Source organism: Geminocystis sp. GBBB08, from assembly GCF_016743215.1.
GTDB lineage: Bacteria > Cyanobacteriota > Cyanobacteriia > Cyanobacteriales > Cyanobacteriaceae > Geminocystis.
The window spans coordinates 1-20,824 of record NZ_VRZC01000013.1 but is presented as its reverse complement, the minus strand read 5'-3'; the positions used below and the strand labels follow the sequence as shown (position 1 = coordinate 20,824).

Annotated in this window: 23 protein-coding genes; 18 read left to right on the top strand and 5 right to left on the bottom strand. The window is 33.2% G+C overall.

Annotation, left to right across the window (positions count from 1 at the left end; all coding sequences use genetic code 11):
- Nucleotides 1-75 precede the first annotated feature (75 nt).
- Entirely contained in the window at nucleotides 76-1,137 is a 1,062-nt protein-coding gene (locus tag FWJ34_RS03350; protein WP_308253912.1) for a Fe(3+) ABC transporter substrate-binding protein, read from the bottom strand.
- Between the two features lie 338 nt (nucleotides 1,138-1,475).
- Nucleotides 1,476-1,700: a Calvin cycle protein CP12 gene (locus tag FWJ34_RS03345; protein ID WP_308253911.1), complete on the bottom strand. Its 225-nt coding sequence runs from the start codon at nucleotides 1,698-1,700 to the stop codon at nucleotides 1,476-1,478.
- A gap of 178 nt (nucleotides 1,701-1,878) precedes the next feature.
- On the opposite strand from FWJ34_RS03345, the gene FWJ34_RS03340 reads away from it, so the two are divergent.
- From FWJ34_RS03340 to FWJ34_RS03315, 6 genes are all read left to right on the top strand, one after another.
- Nucleotides 1,879-3,096 (top strand): ABC transporter permease, encoded by a 1,218-nt coding sequence (locus FWJ34_RS03340; RefSeq protein WP_308253910.1) that lies wholly within the window; start codon nucleotides 1,879-1,881, stop codon nucleotides 3,094-3,096.
- A 59-nt stretch (nucleotides 3,097-3,155) separates the two neighbouring features.
- Nucleotides 3,156-3,869 carry a hypothetical protein gene (locus tag FWJ34_RS03335; protein ID WP_308253909.1) on the top strand — a complete coding sequence of 238 codons (714 nt, stop codon included), beginning with the start codon at nucleotides 3,156-3,158 and terminating at the stop codon, nucleotides 3,867-3,869.
- A gap of 368 nt (nucleotides 3,870-4,237) precedes the next feature.
- Complete coding sequence (locus FWJ34_RS03330; protein WP_308253908.1) at nucleotides 4,238-5,071, top strand: photosystem II manganese-stabilizing polypeptide; 834 nt, start codon at nucleotides 4,238-4,240, stop codon at nucleotides 5,069-5,071.
- Nucleotides 5,072-5,202: 131 nt separating this feature from the next.
- Nucleotides 5,203-6,090 carry an acetyl-CoA carboxylase, carboxyltransferase subunit beta gene (gene accD / locus FWJ34_RS03325; RefSeq protein ID WP_308253926.1) on the top strand — a complete coding sequence of 296 codons (888 nt, stop codon included), beginning with the start codon at nucleotides 5,203-5,205 and terminating at the stop codon, nucleotides 6,088-6,090.
- Nucleotides 6,091-6,147: 57 nt separating this feature from the next.
- Entirely contained in the window at nucleotides 6,148-7,314 is a 1,167-nt protein-coding gene (locus tag FWJ34_RS03320; RefSeq protein WP_308253907.1) for a family 10 glycosylhydrolase, read from the top strand.
- A gap of 240 nt (nucleotides 7,315-7,554) precedes the next feature.
- On the top strand, nucleotides 7,555-9,558 hold the full coding sequence (locus FWJ34_RS03315) for a ribonuclease R (protein WP_308253906.1): 2,004 nt from the start codon (nucleotides 7,555-7,557) through the stop codon (nucleotides 9,556-9,558).
- A gap of 77 nt (nucleotides 9,559-9,635) precedes the next feature.
- Here the strand turns inward: FWJ34_RS03315 and FWJ34_RS03310 are convergent, their stop codons facing one another.
- Nucleotides 9,636-10,094, bottom strand: a complete 459-nt coding sequence (locus FWJ34_RS03310; protein ID WP_308253905.1) for a CBS domain-containing protein — start codon at nucleotides 10,092-10,094, stop codon at nucleotides 9,636-9,638.
- A gap of 452 nt (nucleotides 10,095-10,546) precedes the next feature.
- Between FWJ34_RS03310 and FWJ34_RS03305 the strand changes: the two genes are divergently transcribed.
- From FWJ34_RS03305 to FWJ34_RS03270, 8 genes are all read left to right on the top strand, one after another.
- The gene (locus FWJ34_RS03305; protein ID WP_308253904.1) at nucleotides 10,547-10,894 is read left to right on the top strand and encodes a rubredoxin; all 348 of its coding nucleotides are present in this window, start codon (nucleotides 10,547-10,549) and stop codon (nucleotides 10,892-10,894) included.
- 48 nt (nucleotides 10,895-10,942) lie between these two features.
- Nucleotides 10,943-11,944 carry a photosynthesis system II assembly factor Ycf48 gene (locus FWJ34_RS03300; protein WP_308253903.1) on the top strand — a complete coding sequence of 334 codons (1,002 nt, stop codon included), beginning with the start codon at nucleotides 10,943-10,945 and terminating at the stop codon, nucleotides 11,942-11,944.
- A 62-nt stretch (nucleotides 11,945-12,006) separates the two neighbouring features.
- Nucleotides 12,007-12,252 (top strand): cytochrome b559 subunit alpha, encoded by a 246-nt coding sequence (gene psbE / locus FWJ34_RS03295; RefSeq protein WP_308253902.1) that lies wholly within the window; start codon nucleotides 12,007-12,009, stop codon nucleotides 12,250-12,252.
- 27 nt (nucleotides 12,253-12,279) lie between these two features.
- Entirely contained in the window at nucleotides 12,280-12,411 is a 132-nt protein-coding gene (gene psbF, locus FWJ34_RS03290; RefSeq protein ID WP_308253901.1) for a cytochrome b559 subunit beta, read from the top strand.
- Between the two features lie 9 nt (nucleotides 12,412-12,420).
- Nucleotides 12,421-12,540, top strand: a complete 120-nt coding sequence (locus FWJ34_RS03285) for a photosystem II reaction center protein L (RefSeq protein WP_308253900.1) — start codon at nucleotides 12,421-12,423, stop codon at nucleotides 12,538-12,540.
- Nucleotides 12,541-12,570: 30 nt separating this feature from the next.
- Nucleotides 12,571-12,687 (top strand): photosystem II reaction center protein J, encoded by a 117-nt coding sequence (locus tag FWJ34_RS03280; protein ID WP_396231615.1) that lies wholly within the window; start codon nucleotides 12,571-12,573, stop codon nucleotides 12,685-12,687.
- A gap of 154 nt (nucleotides 12,688-12,841) precedes the next feature.
- Nucleotides 12,842-13,297, top strand: coding sequence for a DUF29 domain-containing protein (locus FWJ34_RS03275; RefSeq protein WP_308253899.1), 456 nt, complete (start codon nucleotides 12,842-12,844; stop codon nucleotides 13,295-13,297).
- 126 nt (nucleotides 13,298-13,423) lie between these two features.
- A complete protein-coding gene (locus tag FWJ34_RS03270; RefSeq protein WP_308253898.1) occupies nucleotides 13,424-15,025 on the top strand; it encodes a serine/threonine-protein kinase in 1,602 nt (533 codons plus the stop codon).
- Nucleotides 15,026-15,182: 157 nt separating this feature from the next.
- Here the strand turns inward: FWJ34_RS03270 and hisH are convergent, their stop codons facing one another.
- Nucleotides 15,183-15,812, bottom strand: a complete 630-nt coding sequence (hisH, locus tag FWJ34_RS03265; RefSeq protein ID WP_308253897.1) for an imidazole glycerol phosphate synthase subunit HisH — start codon at nucleotides 15,810-15,812, stop codon at nucleotides 15,183-15,185.
- Between the two features lie 166 nt (nucleotides 15,813-15,978).
- Here hisH and FWJ34_RS03260 point away from each other — a divergent pair, with 166 nt between their 5' ends.
- From FWJ34_RS03260 to FWJ34_RS03245, 4 genes are all read left to right on the top strand, one after another.
- Nucleotides 15,979-16,989, top strand: coding sequence for an ABC transporter permease (locus tag FWJ34_RS03260; protein ID WP_308253896.1), 1,011 nt, complete (start codon nucleotides 15,979-15,981; stop codon nucleotides 16,987-16,989).
- 277 nt (nucleotides 16,990-17,266) lie between these two features.
- Nucleotides 17,267-17,623, top strand: a complete 357-nt coding sequence (locus FWJ34_RS03255; RefSeq protein ID WP_308253895.1) for a single-stranded DNA-binding protein — start codon at nucleotides 17,267-17,269, stop codon at nucleotides 17,621-17,623.
- 250 nt (nucleotides 17,624-17,873) lie between these two features.
- A complete protein-coding gene (locus FWJ34_RS03250) occupies nucleotides 17,874-18,596 on the top strand; it encodes a sugar transferase (RefSeq protein WP_308253894.1) in 723 nt (240 codons plus the stop codon).
- A 177-nt stretch (nucleotides 18,597-18,773) separates the two neighbouring features.
- The gene (locus FWJ34_RS03245; protein WP_308253893.1) at nucleotides 18,774-20,519 is read left to right on the top strand and encodes an ABC transporter ATP-binding protein; all 1,746 of its coding nucleotides are present in this window, start codon (nucleotides 18,774-18,776) and stop codon (nucleotides 20,517-20,519) included.
- 84 nt (nucleotides 20,520-20,603) lie between these two features.
- Here the strand turns inward: FWJ34_RS03245 and FWJ34_RS03240 are convergent, their stop codons facing one another.
- Nucleotides 20,604-20,801 (bottom strand): DUF3285 domain-containing protein, encoded by a 198-nt coding sequence (locus FWJ34_RS03240; RefSeq protein ID WP_308253924.1) that lies wholly within the window; start codon nucleotides 20,799-20,801, stop codon nucleotides 20,604-20,606.
- Between the last annotated feature and the right edge of the window lie 23 nt (nucleotides 20,802-20,824).

The window sequence follows — 20,824 nt, the reverse complement described above, 5'->3', positions numbered from 1 at the left end:
ATTTTTTGTTTGTCCCTCATATTAAACTCTAGTCTTACTGACAGCGATCGCCTATTTTTTGTTGAAGTTAAGGTTTTATTTCCAACCAGCACGATCCATAATTTTGACTGCATTAGCTAAATTAGGTCCAACTCCTGTTAAAGAAGTGGTTGAAGTTCTAAACGTACCAAAACTTTTTAATAAAGGATCAATTTCTGCACCCTTAACCACCGGATACTCAAAATTACCTTTTGCAAAATAGTTTTGTGCTGAGGGGCTAGTTAAATACTCTAAAAATTTGATAGCACCAGCTCGATTAGGGGCATTTTTTAACACTCCACCACCACTAATATTAGAAAAAGCACCACTTTGTCCTTTACCTTGATTAGGGAAAAAGACACCTATACTATTAAAAATTTCTTTCTTTTGAGGATCTTTAGAAGTACCATAACTTCCTAAATAATAAGTATTAGCAACTGTTAAATCAGCAATTCCTGCGGCTACAGCTTCAAATTGATCCCGATCGCCACCTTGGGGTTGACGGGCAAAATTAGCAACGACATTCTTTGCCCATTGTTCTGTTTTTGCTGATCCTTGAATGCCTAAAAGCCATGCGGTTAAAGACTGATTGTAAATATTGGTAGAAGTACGCATAATCAATTTCCCTCGCCATTTCGGATTTCCTAAATCTTCATAAGTAGATAGTTGACTAGGATTAATTTTTCCTTTTCTATACATAATCACTCGAACTCTAGTACTAAATCCAAACCATTCATTTTTAACCGTATCTCGTAGATTGGGGGGAATTCGTTGATTTAAGACGGAAGAATTAACAGGAGCAAAAACTCCCGCTTGTTGGGCTAACCAAATATTTCCCACATCTGCCGTCAAAAAAATATCTGCCGGAGAATTACGCCCTTCACTTTTAATTCTTTGTAATAATTCCTCTCCTTTTCCTTCCACTAAATTGACTTTTATACCAGTTTGTTTTTCAAAATCAGTATATAGTTTCATATCCGTATTGTAGTGACGAGACGAATAGAGATTAATCTGTTTGTTTTGTGCTGAACTTTTACCTACTCCCGTTAATTCAGCTAAAGCCACTGCCGAAACTGCTGCTCCTGTACCTAAAAATATTCTTCTGCTAATTTTATTCATGGACTCTTGGTTTTGAAAAATTTTATCTGAAATTTATTTTACCAGTATTGAGAATTAATTGCACTAATTATGATATTTTTTAGCAAAAAGATTATATAATATATTCTGCATATTGGTCAAAGAAAACTAAATATAGCAGATAACGAGTTGATTAGAACGTTTTGAGATTCCTCTCTATGCTCGGAATGACAACTATAGATTTCGAGAATGTCTTAACTAACTCGTTTATTGCTATATAAAGATCAAAAGGCTAACTCAAAGTCGTCAAAATATTGAGAGCAAAAAAAAAGGTGGGAAAGCCCACCCACAAAATTTTGATGATGAAGATTGCCAACTATTTAATCTTCGTAAAGACGACACTCCGCCGCATCAGGGTTAGCATCACAATATTGCTCTAAAGATGTCTTCTGAGGCTCATTGTTTTTCTGATGAGAGGCTTCTGCTTGTAATTCTTCCACCGCATCCCAGGCGGCTGCACATTCAGGAGAATCTTTTCCACTCACATCACAAACCTCCCTAGCTTCTTTTAGTTCTTCTTGAATTTTCTCTTGTATATTAGTCATATTTTAGATATTCCTTTGAATATTTTTTTATCCCTACTAATAGCTTATAACAGAATTTTATGATTTGTTATCGGGAAATATCCCATTGCCATTTTCAAAATTATATATTAATCTCAGGAAACTATCACAATTTTTGGTTAAGATTTCATTAGAGTTCATAATTGATTATTCCTCTACCATGAAAATTACTGATAGCATCAAGATGGCGATTACTACTTTACTGGCAAATAAAATGCGTAGTAGTTTGACTATGTTAGGAATTATTATAGGTAATGCTTCTGTGATTTCTATGATAGGTATTGGACAAGCAACACAAAAATTAGCGGCGGATCAATTTGAGTCTTTAGGTGCTAATGTGTTATTTGTTGTACCCGGTAGCCGAGAATCTCGACGCACTACTTTTGACACTCCTAAAACCCTTGTCTTAGCTGATGCTGAAGCCATTGCCAACCAAGTACCAAGTATTGTAGGTGTTGCACCGCAAATTAATTCTCGTTTACTTGTCACCTATGGTAATAAAAATAATAATGCTTCAATTATGGGTACAACTCCCTTATTTTTACAAGTTCGCAGTTTTGATGTCGCTCAAGGGAGATTTATTGATGAGTCGGATCTTGTTCGTAATAAGAAAGTAGTAGTATTAGGCTCACAAATTGCTGAAGATTTTTTTCCTCGACAAAACCCCATCGGAAAGCGTTTAAGGATCAAAAACGTTTCTTTTGAAGTAATTGGTATTATGGAGTCAAAAGGCTCGTTTTTAGGCACAAATCAGGACGAAACTTTATATATTCCCCTAACCACTATGGCTAACCAAATTGTCGGCAAAACTTCTCAATACGGATTAGAATTAAGTTTAATTAATGTTACTGCTAAAGATGCTGAAGATATAACGGCGGCTAGATTTCAAATTGAAAATTTATTACGTTTAAGGCACAAAATTGTCGGAGAAGATGATTTTCGGGTGGAAACTCAAAAAGATATTCTCAGTATTGTTGGTACTGTTACAGGAGGATTAACCATGATGTTAGGTGCGATCGCTGCGATTTCTTTAATAGTAGGTGGTATTGGGGTAATGAATATCATGTTAGTGTCGGTGAGTGAAAGAACTCAAGAAATTGGCTTAAGAAAGGCCATCGGAGCTACAGAAAATAACATATTATCACAATTTTTAATTGAAGCGATTATTATTTCCGCCGTTGGTGGTTTAGTTGGCACTGCCATCGGTATTGGTGGTTTAACTATTGTTGGTTTAGTATCTCCTTTGCCTACGAATATCTCTATGGGAACTATTGGTTTAGCCGTTGGAGTTTCAGGAGGAATTGGATTATTATTCGGCGTTTTACCCGCCCAACGGGCTGCAAAATTAGATCCTATTGTAGCTTTAAGAAGTGCTTAATTTAGAATAAAGAAGGAATTAAAAATTAGTAAAATAATAGATACTATCCGATATTTTAAATGTTATTTAGAAAATTTACTCTATTGTTCTCCTTGATTTTTCTTAATGTTAATATAACTGCTATTATCGCTCAAAATAATCGGATAAATAACTTCAATCAACTAAACCATTATTTTTTAAAATTAGGCTTGAATATAGCTAAAAATATTTGTCAAAAATATACTAGATCAGATTTAAGACAGCAATGTAACGAGATAATTAATAATTCAAGTTATTTAGATTTTAATGCAGTTTTTTTATGTGAAAATATATTTTTTATTTCTACTCAAACTATTAACTGTTTTCAAAGTATTAGTAACAAATTTTATACAGATTCAGAATTATTAAAATGCGGAAACAGCACTAATGAATATAAAATTTATGATTGTTTAAAACACAGGGGAAAAAATGTTAATAAAAATAAACTTGATTATCAATATGAACATAAAATAGCTCTTGATAAGGCTCAAAATATTTGCAATGCTTTTACTAATTCTACTACTAAAAATGATTGCAATAACATAATTAATAATAGTTATTTTTTAGATATGGATGCTATTAGTTTATGCCAGACAAAATTTAGTATATCTACGAAAATTTTAAAATGTTTTGCAACTATCAAAAATAAAACTTATACTTTCGGGAATCTTTCTCAATGTGATCAAGAATCCACAGAAGCTAAAATATTAGGTTGTTTATTGAGTAAAGGTTTTGATCTTAACACTGAAATCTAAAATATAATACTTACAATTAACACATATATATAATTGCTCTACCATATAAAAGACCATAAAAAAAATAATTTTTGTAACAATTACTTAATAAAATTTTAAAAAGAATTAATCGTTGAATATTGAAACTTTTTTCTTGATATTTCCTTGTTATTTAAACCTTTTGCGTGTTTTATTGAAAAATTCTTCTGTGTCAATGGATCATTAATATTTTTTGTAAATAAAGACTCTTAATTTGGTAAAGTAGATCACGATAAATCTAACTATACTTATTCTTTTCAATCCTAGTCAATTAATTAGGAATCATAATTAGGAGTAAGTACGACTTAAGATTAAAAATTTAAAAGAGATTAACACAGAGAGGTCAAATTATGAGGTTTCGCAACCTATTAGTCGCTTTCCTAATTGTATGTTTAGGATTTTTAGGTGCTTGTAGTGATGGTGCTGCTAAGGCGTATGATCCTAAGTCTATTACCTATGATGAAATTCTTAATACTGGGTTAGCTAACAAATGTCCAGAAATTTCTGAGTTTACTCGTGGTACTATTGCTATTTCTGTTGATCAACCCTTGTCAATCGTCGATTTATGTTTAGAACCACAAGAATATTTTGTTAAAGAAGAACCTATTAATAAAAGACAAAAAGCAGAATATATACAAGGTAAACTCTTAACTAGAGACACTTCTAGCCTTGAACAAATCAGAGGTACTCTTACTACTGACGAAAATGGTGTCTTAACTTTAACAGAACTAGACGGTATTGATTTTCAGATTGCTACAGTTCAGTTACCCGGTGGGAATCAAGTACCTTTCTTCTTTACCATCAAAAAATTAGTGGCACAAACTGAACCCGGTTTCACTTCTGTTAATACTTCAGCTGACTTTGTTGGTAAATTTAAAGTACCTTCTTATCGTGGTGCATCTTTCTTAGATCCGAAAGGGCGTGGTTTAACTTCAGGTTATGATAATGCCGTAGCTTTACCAGCAGGTGCTGATAGTACAGAATATACCCGTAGTAATATCAAAAATGCTGATTCTTACCAAGGTGAAATCTCTTTACAAATTACTAAAGTAGATCAAGAGACAGGGGAAGTGTCAGGGGTATTTGAAAGTGAGCAACCTTCTTCCACTGACTTAGGTGCAGAAGATCCAGAAGAAGTTAAAATTCGTGGTGTATTCTATGCTCGTTTAGAACCACAAGTTTAAATTAAATAATAAGTAATAAGTAATAAGTAATTAAGTGGGGAATAGGTAACGGGAAATAAGGAATAACATATATACTATAATTCTTGATTACCTTTGCCCTTTGCCCTTTGCCCTTTGCCCTTTGTGAGAAAATGTCATTATTAGATTGGTTTGATAATTTAAGAAAATCTGAGCCGGAAATAAAACCCCAACAAGAAAGAGAAATTGCTGATGGTTTATGGACTAAATGTCCTGAATGCGGAGTTTTAGCCTATACCAAAGATTTACAAGCTAATAATATGGTATGTTTGGAATGTAATTACCATATGCGCATTTTTAGTGATGAAAGAATTGAGCAGTTAATTGATGCTAAAACATGGCAACCTCTAAATCATCATTTGATTCCCACAGATCCACTTCATTTTCATGATCGCAAAAGTTATAGCGATCGCCTTAAAGAATTACACGCTAAAACTCCTTTAACCGATGCTGTACAAACTGGTACAGGTTTAATTGATGGTTTACCTATAGCTTTAGGGGTTATAGATTTTCGTTTTATGGGCGGTAGTATGGGATCAGTAGTCGGTGAAAGACTCACTAGATTGATTGAATATGCTACAAAAACAGCTTTCCCCGTAGTGATTATTTGTGCTTCTGGGGGTGCAAGAATGCAGGAAGGAATGTTAAGTTTAATGCAAATGGCGAAGATTTCTGGGGCTTTAGAGCGTCATAGAGAAAAGAAATTGTTATATATTCCTGTGCTTACGCATCCAACTACTGGCGGAGTTACAGCTAGTTTTGCGATGTTAGGAGATTTAATTATCGCCGAACCAAAGGCAACTATTGGCTTTGCAGGAAGACGAGTTATTGAGCAAACTCTGAGAGAAAAATTACCTGATGGTTTCCAAACTTCAGAATATTTGTTACAACATGGTTTCGTTGATATGATTGTCTCTCGTACGCAACTTAAAAAGACTTTAGCTCATCTAATAAGTTTACATCAACCTTTATACTCTATTAATGGTCAAGTAAGTTTGTAGTTAGGGTTTTATTCCTAAAATTTTTGATAATTGCGATGCACACTCCACCCTACTTTTATGAAATTAATTAAGTTATGTCTTATTTTTTTTCTCACTATTATTTTTATTTATAGTTATAGTCAATATGCTTATACTCAACCGGTAAAAAAAGAAATTCGAGGAGTTTGGTTAACGAATATTGATAGTGATGTCTTGTTTTCTCCTGAAAATACGAAAAAGGCCATCGCCAGTTTAGCTGAATTCAATTTTAATAGTCTTTATCCAAAAGTTTGGAATTGGGGCCCTACTTTAAATCCGAGTATCGTTGCGGAAAATATCACTGGGAGTAAAATTGATCCTACTGAAGGCTTACAAAATCGAGATGTATTAAGAGAAATTATCACTGAAGGTCATAAACATAAGATGGCAGTAATACCATGGTTTGAATTTGGTTTTATGGCACCAGCAGATTCACTATTAGCCCAACGTCACCCAGAATGGTTAACCCAAAGACGAGATGGAAGTAAAATTTGGTTAGAAGGAAATATTCATCAACGAGTGTGGTTAAATCCGTTACATCCTCAAGTACAAAATTTTATCACTGATTTAATCTTAGAAATAGTGACTAAATATGATATTGATGGCATTCAAGTGGATGATCATTTTGGTTATCCTTCAGAATTAGGTTATGATCCTTATACTGTAAGATTATACGGTCAAGAACATCAGGGAAAATTACCGCCTTTAGACTCAAAAAATCCTGAATGGATACAATGGCGATCAGATAAAATAACCAGTTATATGGGGACATTATTTAAGTTAATCAAAAATGTTAATCAAAAAGTGATAATATCCGTTTCTCCTAATCCTCAAGAATTTTCTAAAGAAGAATTTTTAATGGATTGGGGGCAATGGGAAAGAAAGGGTTTAATAGAAGAATTAATAGTCCAAATTTACCGAAATAATATGGATTCTTTTAACCGTGAATTGGCACAAAAAGATTTACAATTAGCGAAAGATCATATCCCCTCTGCTATAGGTATTTTATCAGGTTTAAAAGGCAGAGCTACTGATTTAAATTTAATTAATGAACAAATAAAATCTACCCGAGAAAAAGGTTTTGGTGGAATGGCTTTTTTCTTTTATGAAAGTCTTTGGAATTTTGGACCGGAAACACCTCAAGAAAGACAAGATTATTTGAGTAATATTTTTACTGAAAAACTACCTCGATTATCAATTAATTAATCAGTTTTTTAGCTTAAATCTTAACAAAAGAATCATCTCAACAGTTAATGAGGAAAAATAACTAACTATAGCAGTGGTTTAACTCATTATAAAAATTTAGTTACTATTACTCGTAGTCGAAGTAATCGAGTTTTTTATACTATCCCTATTAGACATCTCCAAAATAGAAAATAAGCTAAAATAATAATCATTATAAGGTACATTAAATAAAGTGATCAAGTTATATATTAAGGATTCAGGGTGGAAAAAGGAACTTTAGTAGAATTTAAAGTAAATGGCGATCGCCGTTTAGCAGTAGTAGAAAAGCCAGAAGGGAAAAAAGACTGGATTGCCATAGATGAAAAGGGAAATCCCCACAAAATTCGCCCTCAGAGAGTTGATTATCAAATAAAAGGACAATCTTTCAAATACACAGAAATAGGGCAATTTAAAGCAGAAGTTAAGCCTTATTTAGATGAATCAAATTTGGAAATAGCATGGGAATTATTGGTAGAAGACTCTACCCCTGTGACACCATCAGAATTAGCTTCTTTGATTTTTTCAGAAGAAACTCCTGCCATGTGTTATGCCACACACATTCTTCTTTCCGATGATAAAATCTATTTTAAGAAAAAAGGTGATATTTATGAACCTCGATCAACAAGTCAAGTAGAAGAAATTAAACATCAAATCGAAATAGAAGCGCAGAAAAAACAAGAAAAAGAAGGATTTATTGCTAGACTTCATCAGGTTTTACAAGGGGAGATAGTTAAATGGGAAGATGGCGATTTTCTGAAACTTAATTTTTTGGAAAAATATGCTTTACAACCTGACAACCCACCAAAACAGGCACAAGAAATATTAGAATCCCTCGGCAGACAAAAAAGTGGTGATGGAGCAGTGCAATTACTGATAGACTTAAAACTATGGGATAAACACGAAAATATCTTTTTACGCCGTAGTTCTTATCCTAATTATTTTCCTCTACAGGTGTCGGAAGTGGCTCATTCTATTTTAGATCAAATTAATAACGGTACGATAGAAGATACTAATCATAGATTAGACTTAATTCATCAAAAAGTATATACCATCGATGATGAAAGTACAGAAGAAATAGATGATGGTTTAAGTGTGGAAACTTTAGAAGATGGGAGATTACGTTATTGGATACATATAGCAGATCCAACTCGTTTAATCAACCCTGACGATATTTTAGACCTAGAGGCGCGTAAACGCAGTACCAGTTTATATTTACCTACGGGGATGATTCCGATGTTTCCCTCAGAATTAGCCACAGGACCAATGAGTTTGATTCAAGGTCAAATTTGCCCCTCATTAAGTTTTGGGGTTACTCTGGATGAGAATGGCGGCGTTATGGACTATGAAATTCACTCTACCTTAATCAAACCAACTTATCGATTAACCTATCATGATGTTGATGAAATGTTGCATTTGAATATACAAGCTGAACCAGAAATAAAACAGTTAGCAGAAGCGGCAAAAAAGCGATCGCAGTGGCGCAAAGAGAATGGATCTGTTATGATTTCTATGCCAGAAGCGGTGATTAAAGTAAAAGATAATGATGAAGTTACCATCGAATTATTAGATCCTTCTTTTTCTCGTTCATTAGTAGCAGAAATGATGATATTAGCTGGTGAAGTAGCTGGAAAGTATTGTCAAGAACACAATATACCCGTAGCATTTCGCAGTCAACCCCAACCTGAATTACCTCCAGAAGAAGAATTAATACTTTTACCTCCAGGTCCTGTAAGATCATGTGCTTTACGCCGTTGTATGCCCAAAAGTGAGACAGGGTTATCCGCTGCCCGTCATGCTAGTTTAGGTTTAGAAACTTATACTCAAGTAACTTCACCAATTCGCCGTTATACAGACTTACTTGCCCATTTTCAAATTAAAGCCCATTTAAGAGGAGATGAATTTCCTTTCCATCGGGATAAAATGCAAGAAATTATTTTTGAAGTTATGAGCACTTCTTCTGAGGCAGTCTTAGTAGAAAGACAAACGAATCGTTATTGGAGTTTACAATATTTACAGAAACATAGTAACGAAATTTGGCATGGTTTAGTCTTGCGTTGGTTAAGAGAAGATGATAATTTAGCCTTGATTTTATTAGAAGATTTAGGGTTAGAATTTGCTCATCGCTTCGATCGTGTTCCCAAAATAGGAGAACAAATTAAATTACAAGTACATTTCTGTGATCCTCAACGGGATGAAATTCGTTTCAAAGAAGCAGTAAATAATTAGGGGGTGCGTCAAAAAGTATTTTGCTGAGGCTAGGGAAGAGGTAAGTAATTATTATTTAAGGGAAAGTTTCCGGCATTTTATTCCGAAGCCATTGCACGGATTATGTCACCTTGAGTAATAATGCCAATGACTAAATCTTGATCATTTAAAACAGGAAGGCGACGAATTTGTTTATCGTGGAGTATTTGAGCCGCTTTTTTAACGGGTTGATTACCTTTTATGGTAATAGGTTTCTCACTCATAACATCACCTACAGTTTGCCCTAATGCTTTATGAATATCTTTTTCGTATCGTCCGAGATTTTGCAAATAGATAATACTATCTAAAATCATAATATAAGGAGGTGGTTCAACTCCTGTTTCTTGCCACATTAAATCACTCTCAGAAATTATGCCTACTAATTTTCCCTCTCCATCAATTACAGGTAAACCACTAATTTTATTTTCTACTAAAATGGCGATCGCTTCTTTTAAAGGCATTTCTGGAGTAACAGTAATAGCAGTAGGTGTCATCACTTCAGCAACGGTTTTATTCATGTTTTTTTGATTCCAATTTTTTGATACCAGTAATTGTATCAAAATGCACTGTCTGAATTTTTTATTTATTCATTTATTTACATTTCTCGATGAGGATAGGGAAGAGGGAAGAGGGAAGAGGGAAGAGGGAAAAGTAATCAGAATTGATTTTAAAACTCCTAAAATTGATTTTTCCCGTTTTATTTTATTGGTATTATTGTACTGGTGCAAGATCTGAGTTTAAGCTAACAAAAAAATCTTAATTGTTGCCTCAACCTTTAAAATAGTCAAAAATCATCAAACCTGACACCTACTACCGGCCACCTTTTACTTAGTTTTTATGTAAAGAGTGCAAGATGTGAGTATTACTCATTTCTCATCTCATCATGCCTAATTCCTAATTCCTAATTCCTAATTCCTCATTTTATGTAATAATTCTTAAAGAACTTTTAAGATTTGCTTAACATATCGTCATGAGTGAAGCGGCCAAAGAAAAAACTTTAGCAGAACAAGCACCACCGAGTTATGAATGTCGTTCCTGTGGTTATACCTACGCACCCTCAAAAGGTGATAGTAAAACCAATATACCACCGGGTACGTTATTTACTGATTTACCAAGTAACTGGCGTTGTCCTGTGTGTGGTTCTAGTCATACTGCATTTGTAAATATTGGAGCTCAAGATGCACCATCAGGATTTGCTGAAAACTTAGAGTTTGGTTTTGGAGTTAATAAATTAACACCAGGGCAAAAAAACTTACTCATTTTCGGTGCTTTAGCTTTGGGTTTCCTGTTTTTTATTAGTTTATATGGATTAAGTTAAAAATTAACTATCAATAATTCATCAAAGAAATTATATTTGGAAATAAAAATGAATCTGTTATTTAATCGACTAAAACAATTTTTAGTATTGATAATCATTGGTTTTTTATGTATTAGTTGCTCTAATGTACCTTCAACTACTCAAAATCCTTGGCAATTAATTAGTTTAGAAACTGACGCTACTTTTGCTGATTTAGCCTTTACTAGCGACTCGAATCACGGCTGGTTAGTAGGTACAAAAGCTAGTTTATTTGAAACTAATGACGGTGGTGAAACTTGGCAACCGAAAATTATTGAATTAGGGGAAGAAAGAGTTAGTTTTACCGCTATTAGCTTTAATGGTGATGAGGGTTGGATTACTGGTGAACCTTCTATTTTATTACATACTATAAATAGTGGAGCTACTTGGGATCGCATTCCTTTAAGTAATAAATTACCCGGTATTCCTTATGGTATAATTGCCCTTGCACCTGATACGGCAGAAATGGTAACTAATTTAGGTGCTATTTATAAAACCACTGACGGCGGTAAAACTTGGAAAGCCTTAGTAGAAGGCTCTGTTGGTGTTGCTCGGAATATTAGTCGTTCTGATGATGGTAAATATGTTGCCGTAAGTGCCAGAGGTAACTTTTATTCTACATGGAAACCTGGGGATACAGAATGGACTCCCCATAATCGTAATTCTTCTAAACGATTACAAAATATGGGCTTTCTGGGAAATAATCGTCTTTGGTTAATTGCCAGAGGTGGACAAATTCAATTGACGAAACCTGATAATTTTGAAGAATGGGAAGAAGCTATTAACCCTGAATATTCTACTAGCTGGGGTTTCTTAGATTTAGCTACCCGTCAAAATAATGAAATTTGGTTAGCAGGTGGTAGTGCAAATTTATTAGTTAGTTCTGATACAGGTATTACTTGGGAGAAAGATCGAGAAGTGGAATCTGTGCCTTCTAATTTCTATAAAATACTTTTTTTCAATGAAGATCAAGGTTTTGTTTTAGGAGAGCGTGGTGTTCTGTTAAAATATAATACTCAAAGTCAAGCATAACTTGAGTCGTTAATGCTGTAAATTAGTTAGATAGTTAAAAAAATTTTGGAGGCAATGCTCTTATGGCTGGAAGTACAGGTGAACGTCCATTTACTGATATAGTTACCAGTGTACGTTATTGGGTAATTCATAGTATTACTATCCCCATGCTTTTCATCGCTGGTTGGTTATTTGTAAGTACTGGTTTAGCATATGATGCTTTTGGTACTCCTCGCCCTGATCAATATTTCAATCAAACTCGTGAAGAGTTACCGATTATTAGCGATCGCTATGAGGCTACAAAACAAATTGAACAATTTAATAAATAGTTAGTTACATAAAAAGGTAAATAAAAGATGAGCAATAGTTCTAATCAACCAGTTTCATATCCTATTTTTACAGTCAGATGGTTAGCTATCCATACTTTAGCCGTACCTTCTGTATTTTTCATCGGTGCTATTACCGCTATGCAATTTATTCAACGATAGGAGAAATCAATGGACAGAAACATAAATCCTAACAAACAACGTGTAGAGTTAAACCGTACTTCCCTTTATTTAGGGTTATTATTTATTGCGGTGCTTGGTGTTTTATTCTCTAGTTATTTCTTTAACTAAAAACTAATTTATTTAATAGGAGGTTTGATTATGGGAGACGCAAGAATTCCCCTTTGGATTGTAGGCACTGTTGCCGGAATGGGTATTTTAACTGTGGTAGCATTATTTTTCTATGGTGCTTATGCTGGAATCGGTTCGTCTTTATAAAATAGTTTAATTAAAATTAATTAACTGATAAAAAACTGCTTTTAGATTAACTCTAGGGCGGTTTTTTTATTTACAGGGTTTTTAAATTCCATAGGATCAAAAAGTTTTGCTATATAATAAAATAAATCCGATTGACAATAAAGACTGATAATTTATGATCATAGATACTCAAAAAAAATTAAAAGAATTATATGAAATAGATGATTATTTGTGGTTAGAAGAAACTATTAATTTACTTAAAGAAAATAGATTAAATGAATTAGATTTAGAAAATTTAATCGAGGAGTTAGAAAGTTTGGCAAGAAGAGATAAATTAGCTTTACAAAGTTTATTAGAACAAATAATTAGACATTTATTATTAATAGAATATTGGCAGGATGAAAGAGAGAGAAGTTACCGTCATTGGCGATCAGAAGTTACCAGTTTTCGAGGGCAAATAAGCGATCGCATGACAACTAATTTTTATCATTATTTAACGGAAAATAAATCCTCAATTTATCGTAAAGCTCGTAAATATGTCATTGATAGTACAGGATTAGAGACTTTTCCTCCTGAATGCCCTTATACTTTAGATAAATTATTAGATGAAGATTGGTTTCCTGAAAGATAAAGTTTTCCAAAAGTGATGGCATTTTCTGTAAAGGTAAAGGATCATTAATAATTAGAAAATATCAACATCAAATCTAGTAAAATGGGAAATCATTACTGATGATCATCGGAAAACTTTGTAGTCGCTATGAGTTATTGGAAAACAGGGCAAATTATCCAGAAAGGAAGATATGTAATTGAGAAAGTGTTAGGGGCAGGAGGAGCAGGTATTACTTATAGTGCCAAAGATGTTCAAACAGGAAATATTATCGCTATTAAAACCTTAAATGCCACAATTCAGGCACAACCTGATTTTCCTAAACATCAAGAAAGATTTATACAAGAGGCGTTTCGCTTGGCTAAATGTAATCATTCCCACGTTATTCGAGTAGATGATGTGTGTCAAGAGGGAAATTTGTGGTGTATGATGATGGAGTACATTGATGGTGGGAATTTAGAGTCTTTAGTCAAAAAAAAAGGTGGTTTAGATGAAGTAGAAGCCATTCGCTATATTTATCAGATAGGTAGTGCTTTAAGTTATATTCATCAACGGAGCATTTTACACCGAGACGTTAAACCTGCGAATATCATGCGTCGTCGTCATACTAATGAGGCGGTATTAATTGATTTTGGTTTAGCTAGAGATTTTATTGAGGATAAAACCCAAATTCATACTAACTCTCGCACAGAAGGTTTTGCACCTTTAGAGCAATATTTAAGAAATGCCAAAAGAGGTGCTTATACTGATGTTTATGCCCTTGCGGCTACTTTATATTATATTGTTACCTTACAAATACCTTTTCCCGCTCAATTTCGGAGTCAAGGGATTAATTTAATTCCTCCTCAACAACATAATCCTCACATAAGCGATCGTACTAATTTAGCGATTCTGAAGGGAATGGAATTACAGCCTGAAAATCGTCCTCAATCCGTAGCTGAATGGTTACATATTCTCACAGAAAATACTCAAATCAACCTTTCTTCATCCATAGAAAAAGAAAAAACTATCCCTGTTAATCCTCCAAAAAAAATTCCACTGAATAACTTACCTATTATGGCAGTTCCTCCCGTACCTGTGACGAGAAAGGTAAGAAAAGTTACAAAAGTATCTCAAGTGATACCCAATAATAATTCCCATTATGATCCTTTATCACCTACTAGATTTGAAGATCACAAATCAACTTTTGTCCAAGAAGAAATACCTCCTATTTATAGCGATTTAGAACAATCAAATTTACCGACAGAAATATCATCTCCTCAAACTATTGTTGAACCACAGCCAGTTATATCTCTTTCTGAAGTTGGTATAGATTATACTAATTTAGAAGAATTTTTAAAAAATCAACAATGGCAAAAAGCTGATGAAGAAACTCATAAACTAATGTTAAAAGCCGTTAAACGAGAAGATTCTGGTTGGATTGAGAAAGATTTGATGCGCACTTTTCCTTGTCGAGATTTAGACACTCTTGATAAACTTTGGACAAAATATAGTAGGGGTAAATTTGGTTTTTCAGTACAAAAACGTATTTATCTTAGTTTAGGAGGAAAACGAGAATATGATAAAAAAGTTTGGGAAGCAGTTGGCGATCGCCTAGGATGGAGAATCAATGGTAAATGGTTATTTCAAGATATTCTAATTTACAATATAAAAGCACCTCAAGGACATTTACCCACTGTAGGGATGTCAGGATTGTTAGAAAGGGGCATTTATAGTTTAATGTCTCGTACAATGGATTGTAACATTAGTTAGAGGTGCATCAAAAACTCTCCCCTTTTTCCTACCTTCAATTTTTCAATTTAGGGAATTGATTAGCTAACTTGATGATCTTCAACCGTCAAACCGTCAAACCCGCAACCTTATCGGATATTCAAAGCAGAAGAACTGAGGTAACTGAGGTGATTTTGATCTAAAAATAGTGAGAAGCTAATTCAACAAAATTAGTTAAGATTTGTAAGCCATAATCTGATGACTTTTCGGGATGAAATTGTACCGCCATTAAGTTATCTTGGGCGATCGCTGCGGTTACTTTTTGTGAACCATGAGTAACTTGTCCTGAAATAATTTCGGCATTAAGAGGATCAACATAATAAGAATGTACAAAATAGAGATAAGGGGAAAGAGGAAGATTTTTCCATAATTGTTGATTATTTTGGGTAAAATCAAGAGTATTCCACCCCATATGAGGAATAGTCAAATTAGGCTCAGATTGAAAACGCTTTACTTTACCTTTAATAATACCTAAACCCTCCTCTTTTCCTTCCTCTGAAGCCTCAAATAAAATTTGTAACCCTAAACAAATGCCCAAAAAAGGTTTACCACTTTTTACCGCTTGTTTGATCGGCTCAATTAAATCTCTTTCTTTTAAATGTTGCATCGCCGGATCGAATGAACCTACCCCGGGTAAAACTACTCCATCAGCATTAGCAATTTCTCTTGGAGAATCAGTAATTTTAGGAATTGCCCCAGCTTTTTCTAAACCCTTACAAGCAGAGTGTAAATTTCCCATATCATAATCAATTACAGCAATAATAGTCATTTTTGGCTCACATTTACAACATTTTATTATTATTACCTGATGTTATGCAAAATCGAGATAATTAGTTTAATAAGATAATAGTTCATAATTTTATAGACTCATTTAACTTGTATAAATTTAATTTTTCATTAAAATGTTACAATAATGAAATTTATGATTAAGAATTATGACAAAATATTGGTTATTAAATGAAAATGTTATTTATGTTTTAAAACGCTTATTTCAAGGGCTTTTAACCTTACTTTTAGCATCCATATTAAGTTTTGCGATCATACAATTAGCCCCTGGGGATTACCTCGATAATTTACGACAAAATCCCACTATTTCCCAAGAAACCATCGAAGAATTAAAAATTCGTTTCGGCTTAGATAAATCTCCTTTACAGCAATATTTATTATGGTTTAAACAAGTTATCACCCAATTTGACTTCGGTCAAAGTTTCGTTTATTCTCGCTCGGTATCTAGCCTCATTTTAGAAAGAATCCCGGCGACTTTATTATTAGCATTTTCCTCTATCATCATCACATGGGCGATCGCTTTACCTTTAGGGATTATTAGTGCTGTTAAACAAAATACTATAACTGATCGAATTTTACGAGTAATCAGCTATTTTGGGCAAGGATTTCCTAGTTTCATCACTGCTTTATTATTCTTGATTTTAGCTCAAAATTTAGCACCGATTTTTCCCGTTGGTGGCATGACAAGCATTAACCATGATGAATTATCCTTCTGGGGAAAAGTGACAGATATAAGTTGGCACATGATTTTACCTACCATTGCTTTAAGTATCACCAGTTTTGCAGGTTTACAACGACTTACTAGGGGACAACTTTTAGATGTATTGAGGCAAGATTATATTCAAACTGCAAGAGCGAAGGGATTACCTGAAAAACGTGTTTTATACGTTCATGCTTTGCGTAATGCTATTAATCCTTTAATAACTTTGTTAGGCTTTGAATTTGCTAGTCTATTAAGTGGCTCTTTTATCGCTGAATATTTCTTTAACTGGCCTGGTTTAGGTCGATTAATATTACAAGCAGTACAAGCTCAAGATTTATATTTAGTCATGGCTAGTTTAATGATGGGAGCTACTATGTTGATTATCGGTAATTTAGTCGCTGATTTATGCTTAAAAATAGTTGATCCTCGTATAAAATTAGAAAAGCGTGATAGTTAATATAAACGGCGTTGCAATCCTATTTGATTTGTGGCATTTGCATTGAGGAAAAATTTAGAATTTAGAAATGACTTGAGTTTGAGAGTTATTAAGCACTTGACGCATTTAACTTGCAGTTTTTATTAATTCCTAACAAAGGGTTTAAACCCCTTGCCTTGACTTAAACGTTTATCTGTTGCCTCTTCCCTCTTCCCAAATCCGCTCTTTCCGGTACTTGTGCAACAAGTCTAATCTTATGATAGAATAAATGATATTTAGTACATTTATACGCAAAATCATGAGTTTAAATATAGTACATTTAGTCGGTCGTGCGGGTATTAATCCTGAAATTCGTTATTTTGATTCGGGAAAAGTAAAATGTCGTATTACTCTTGCCGTAAATAGAGTGAGTAAAAAAGATGATCAACCCGATTGGTTTGAGTTAGAAATTTGGGGTAAAACGGCTGAAATTGCCGCTAATTATGTAAAAAAAGGTAGTTTAATTGGGATTCAAGGATCGTTAAAAATTGAAACATGGAATGATCGTAATAGTGGAGATAAACGTTCAAAACCTGTTATTAATGTGGATAAGCTAGATTTATTAGGAGCAAAAAGAGACTCTGAAAATTATCCAAATAATGATGGTAATTTTTAAATAACAATTAACAATTAACAATTAACAATTAATTTTGTGGAATAGGCATCTTGCAACGTAATTTAAAATGTTACCTATATTTTTTAAGTAATTACAAATATTGTTTGTCGATAAAATCAAAAAAGTTTTACAATACTAGACAATAACTTGATTGATTTTAACAGTCAATTAATAAAACAGGTCATAAACATTGTTTAATAAGACAATTAAATGACGGTTAATTATTCATGGTGTGAAGTGAAGGAGAAAAATGACAGCAAATAGCCAACTTGTTTCCATAAAGGTAATTCAGGGTTTGGCAAGACGAGGGTTAATTAGTATATCTCGTCAGCCGAATCGGGAACAAATAAGAATTACAAAAGAGTTTTATAAACGTAGCTTTGATATTATTTTTTCAGCCTCTGTGTTAGTGATTTTTTCGCCACTATATCTAATTCTAAGCATTTTAATTGCTTTTGCCTCTCCCGGACCTATTTTTTATACTCAAGAAAGAGTTGGTAAAAATTTTAAAAGATTCAAGTGTATTAAATTTAGAACTATGGTGGTAAATGCTGATCAAGTTTTAGAAGAAATGTTGGCACGATGTCCTCAAAAACGTCAAGAATTTGAAGATAATTTTAAACTAAAAGATGATCCACGCATTACTTGGATAGGTAAATTTTTACGTTGGACAAGTTTAGATGAATTTCCTCAGTTTTTCAATGTGTTAAAAGGAGATATGACTGTAGTTGGACCTCGTCCTCTTGTACCTGATGAGTTACATAAGTATGGTAGCAAAATGGATCGAGTTTTAACCATTAAACCAGGCATTACTGGATTATGGCAAGTTTCTGGTCGGAATGATATTCCTTATCCTCAAAGAGTTCTAATTGATGTCTATTATGTTAATCATTATAATTGGTTATTGGATATTTGGATTATACTAAAGACTATTGGGGTTGTTCTTTTCCCCAAAAATAACGGAGCATATTAATGAGGAATGAGAAATTAGGAATGAGGAATTACAGGCTTATTCCCTTTCGAGGAATGTGGAATTATGGGCATCTTGCCTGTTTTACAACTATTAATTATTTATTGTCCGAGTTTAATGTATTAAGTCTCTACTTTCATTATTAACTATCTCCTCCTCTTTATTATCAATAAAAATCTGATGGCTAATTCTCGACTCAATAAATTAATTTCTTATTTAAAACCGCATCGTAATAAGCTATATTGGGGAACTTCGGCTTTATTAGTGGTGAATATTATCGGGGTTTATATCCCTTGGCTAATTCGTGATATTTTTGACGATTTACAGAATAATTTTGCTTATAAAACTCTGATTGGTTATGTGATTCTTCTGTTTGTCTTAGCTTGTATTATGTGGTGTATTCGGATGCTTTCCAGAATTGCTATTTTTGGCATTGGCAGACAGGTAGAATTTGATTTAAAACAACGTATTTTTGAACATTTATTAAAGTTAGAACCTGCTTATTTTAATGTTAATACTTCAGGAGATTTAATTAATCGTGCCACCAGTGATGTGGATAATATTCGCCGTTTAGTTGGCTTTGCTATTCTTAGTATAATTAACACTATTTTTGCCTACGGTTTAACTTTACCAGCAATGCTTTTGATTAATGTAAAGTTAAGTTTAATGGCTTTGGCTATCTATCCTTTAATGTTATTTACTGTTCAATTATTTAGTGAAAAGTTAAGAGATGAACAGTTAGAAGTACAAGAACAATTATCAGATATTAGTGAATTAATTCAGGAGGATATGAGTGGTATTTCTTTAATAAAAATTTATGCTCAAGAGGAAAATGAAAGGAAGGCTTTTGCCAAAAAAAATCAACATTTATTAAAAGCTAATTTAAAATTAGCACAAACCAGAAATTTATTATTTCCCATTATTGGTGGTATTGCGAATATTAGTTTATTGATTTTACTTTGGTTTGGTACTGCGGATATTGAAAAAGGTTTAATTACTGTAGGTGATTTTATTGCCTTAATTATTTATGTGGAAAGATTAGTTTTTCCCACTGCTTTACTCGGTTTTACAATTACCACTTATCAAAGAGGTGAGGTGAGTATTGATCGTATTGAATCGATTACTCAAGTTGAATCTAAGATACAAAATAATCCTTCTTCTGTTAATTTACCTGTGGAAAAGGTTAAAGGAGAAATCAGGGCTGTTAATCTGAATTTTAGTTATCCTAATAGCAATGATCCTGTCTTAAATAATCTGAATTTTACCATTAATCAAGGTGAAACTGTTGCCATTGTAGGCTTAATTGGTTCAGGAAAATCAACCTTAGCTAATGCGATTCCTCGTTTATTAGATATACCACCAGAACAATTATTTTTAGATGGTATTGATATTACTAACATTAATTTAACAGATTTGCGTAAAGCGATCGCCTATGTACCTCAAGACAGTTTTTTATTTTCCACTAGCATTAAGAATAACATTGCTTATAGTGATCCTGCTGGGGAGATGGTAGAAGTTGAATATGCAGCGAAACAAGCTCAAATTCATCCAGAAATCATGACTTTTCCCCAAAAATATGATACTTTAGTGGGAGAAAGAGGTATAACCCTTTCAGGTGGACAAAGACAACGTAGTTCATTAGTTAGAGCGTTATTTGCTGATGCACCGATTCTAATTTTAGATGATGCTCTTTCTAGTGTTGATAATAAAACTGCGGCTCAAATTTTAGAAAATCTTAAACAAGAGAAGGGAAAAACCGTAATTTTTATAACTCACCAATTATCGGCGGTACAAAATGCAGATCGTATTTTAGTCATGGAAGCAGGTAAAATAATTCAATCAGGTAATCATGAAGAGTTATTTGCGCAACAAGGCTTGTATAAATCTTTATGGCAACAACATCAGTTACAAGAAATTTTAAGTTAATTAGGCTTAGGGTACAAAATATTTTGAGGTGGTTTGTAGTCAGGGATTTATCTGAGTATTTTTTTTATTTTATACTTTTGAGGCTTATCTGGTTAAATAAGAAATTCCTACGAGAAATCCTAATAAAGCAAAAGTGGTTAAGAAAAAATGCTTTAAAGATGTACCTCTTTTTTTCACCATGTTACGCATTGCTAATTTAACATAACTGTCTTGAGGTTGAACATTAGATTCTATGGATTCTTGAGAATTAGTAGTGATAGATTCAGGAGTCGAATTAGTCATAAACTTACTTTTCAGGACAATAT

Coding starts and splice junctions, on each gene's coding strand:
- FWJ34_RS03350 (WP_308253912.1), bottom strand. CDS start 1,137: ATGAATAAAATTAGCAGAAGAATATTTTTAGGTACAGGAGCAGCAGTT.
- FWJ34_RS03345 (WP_308253911.1), bottom strand. CDS start 1,700: ATGACTAATATACAAGAGAAAATTCAAGAAGAACTAAAAGAAGCTAGG.
- FWJ34_RS03340 (WP_308253910.1), top strand. CDS start 1,879: ATGAAAATTACTGATAGCATCAAGATGGCGATTACTACTTTACTGGCA.
- FWJ34_RS03335 (WP_308253909.1), top strand. CDS start 3,156: ATGTTATTTAGAAAATTTACTCTATTGTTCTCCTTGATTTTTCTTAAT.
- FWJ34_RS03330 (WP_308253908.1), top strand. CDS start 4,238: ATGAGGTTTCGCAACCTATTAGTCGCTTTCCTAATTGTATGTTTAGGA.
- accD (WP_308253926.1), top strand. CDS start 5,203: ATGTCATTATTAGATTGGTTTGATAATTTAAGAAAATCTGAGCCGGAA.
- FWJ34_RS03320 (WP_308253907.1), top strand. CDS start 6,148: ATGAAATTAATTAAGTTATGTCTTATTTTTTTTCTCACTATTATTTTT.
- FWJ34_RS03310 (WP_308253905.1), bottom strand. CDS start 10,094: ATGAATAAAACCGTTGCTGAAGTGATGACACCTACTGCTATTACTGTT.
- FWJ34_RS03305 (WP_308253904.1), top strand. CDS start 10,547: ATGAGTGAAGCGGCCAAAGAAAAAACTTTAGCAGAACAAGCACCACCG.
- FWJ34_RS03300 (WP_308253903.1), top strand. CDS start 10,943: ATGAATCTGTTATTTAATCGACTAAAACAATTTTTAGTATTGATAATC.
- psbE (WP_308253902.1), top strand. CDS start 12,007: ATGGCTGGAAGTACAGGTGAACGTCCATTTACTGATATAGTTACCAGT.
- psbF (WP_308253901.1), top strand. CDS start 12,280: ATGAGCAATAGTTCTAATCAACCAGTTTCATATCCTATTTTTACAGTC.
- FWJ34_RS03285 (WP_308253900.1), top strand. CDS start 12,421: ATGGACAGAAACATAAATCCTAACAAACAACGTGTAGAGTTAAACCGT.
- FWJ34_RS03280 (WP_396231615.1), top strand. CDS start 12,571: ATGGGAGACGCAAGAATTCCCCTTTGGATTGTAGGCACTGTTGCCGGA.
- FWJ34_RS03275 (WP_308253899.1), top strand. CDS start 12,842: ATGATCATAGATACTCAAAAAAAATTAAAAGAATTATATGAAATAGAT.
- FWJ34_RS03270 (WP_308253898.1), top strand. CDS start 13,424: ATGAGTTATTGGAAAACAGGGCAAATTATCCAGAAAGGAAGATATGTA.
- hisH (WP_308253897.1), bottom strand. CDS start 15,812: ATGACTATTATTGCTGTAATTGATTATGATATGGGAAATTTACACTCT.
- FWJ34_RS03260 (WP_308253896.1), top strand. CDS start 15,979: ATGACAAAATATTGGTTATTAAATGAAAATGTTATTTATGTTTTAAAA.
- FWJ34_RS03255 (WP_308253895.1), top strand. CDS start 17,267: ATGAGTTTAAATATAGTACATTTAGTCGGTCGTGCGGGTATTAATCCT.
- FWJ34_RS03250 (WP_308253894.1), top strand. CDS start 17,874: ATGACAGCAAATAGCCAACTTGTTTCCATAAAGGTAATTCAGGGTTTG.
- FWJ34_RS03245 (WP_308253893.1), top strand. CDS start 18,774: ATGGCTAATTCTCGACTCAATAAATTAATTTCTTATTTAAAACCGCAT.
- FWJ34_RS03240 (WP_308253924.1), bottom strand. CDS start 20,801: ATGACTAATTCGACTCCTGAATCTATCACTACTAATTCTCAAGAATCC.